The 946-nt window shown below is 68.5% G+C and carries 1 protein-coding gene; it reads right to left on the reverse strand.

Annotation, left to right across the window (positions count from 1 at the left end; translation table 11 throughout):
* Positions 1 to 946, reverse strand: a 946-nt coding sequence (locus tag EN749_RS36425; RefSeq protein ID WP_245491593.1) for a DNA polymerase Y family protein, incomplete at both ends; no start/stop codon positions are given.

Raw genomic sequence — 946 nt, forward strand, 5'->3', positions numbered from 1 at the left:
GTCTCGATTTTATCGGTGAGAAGCCGGGTCAAGCGCTTCACGTCGCGAACCGGCGTTGCAGTGCCGACACGGATCGCCTCGACGCGGTTATCGACACGGAAGAACAGAAGATCGAGCCGGCGCGCGCCAAGCCCCCGCGTCTCAAGCTCGGCGCAGAGTGCGGTTACCAGCTTGCCGGTATAGCGGGCGATCGTCTCGGCCGCTCCGATCGGTTCGGCAAAATTGCGGCGCACCTCGACGATCTCCTCCGGCCGGATCGGCTCGATCGGTTCACTCACCCGGGCAAAGGCCTGGTCGAGGCGGCGGCCGGGTTCCGGTCCAAAACGCAAGGCCAGCGATGCGCGCGGCGTGCCAGCAAGATCCGCGATTATCTCGAAGCCGAGCCGTCGCAGACTATCGATCGTCGCGGCGGGAAGGCGAAGGGCGGCGATCGGCAATGGGAGGATTGCCTGCGCAGTCTCGCCGGATGGAATTGCGGCGGTCTGCCGTCCGCCGAAGCGCGCCAGCGCATGCGCGGCCCCCCATGTGTCGGCAACCGCGGCGCGCGCCGCAATGTGTGATGCGGCGAGCCGCTCCACCATCTCGGTGAGCATCGCCGCCTCGCCGCCATGCAGATGATCGGCCCCGGTCGTGTCGATGACGAGGCCATCCGGCGGATCGGCGGCGACGATCGGCGCATAGCGGCGCAGCGCCCACAGCGCCAATCGCTCGAGCGCCATCTCGTCGGCGTCGGGCTCGGCGTCATGAACGATCAGGCCCGGAACGAGCGCCTGCGCCTTGCTGGCCGGCATGCCGATACGCAGACCGGCCGCGTGCGCTGCCGCGTCAGTGGCGAGCACGACACGGCGACGTCCGTCGCGGCCGATAAGGACGAGCGGCGTCTCAGGCGGAGGCGCGGCGTCGCCCGATTTCCTTCTGAAGCGGTCTGTCGGCCACATCGGAAGGA

The sequence above is a fragment of the Mesorhizobium sp. M7A.F.Ca.ET.027.02.1.1 genome (assembly GCF_004022985.1).
Taxonomy (GTDB): Bacteria; Pseudomonadota; Alphaproteobacteria; order Rhizobiales; family Rhizobiaceae; genus Mesorhizobium.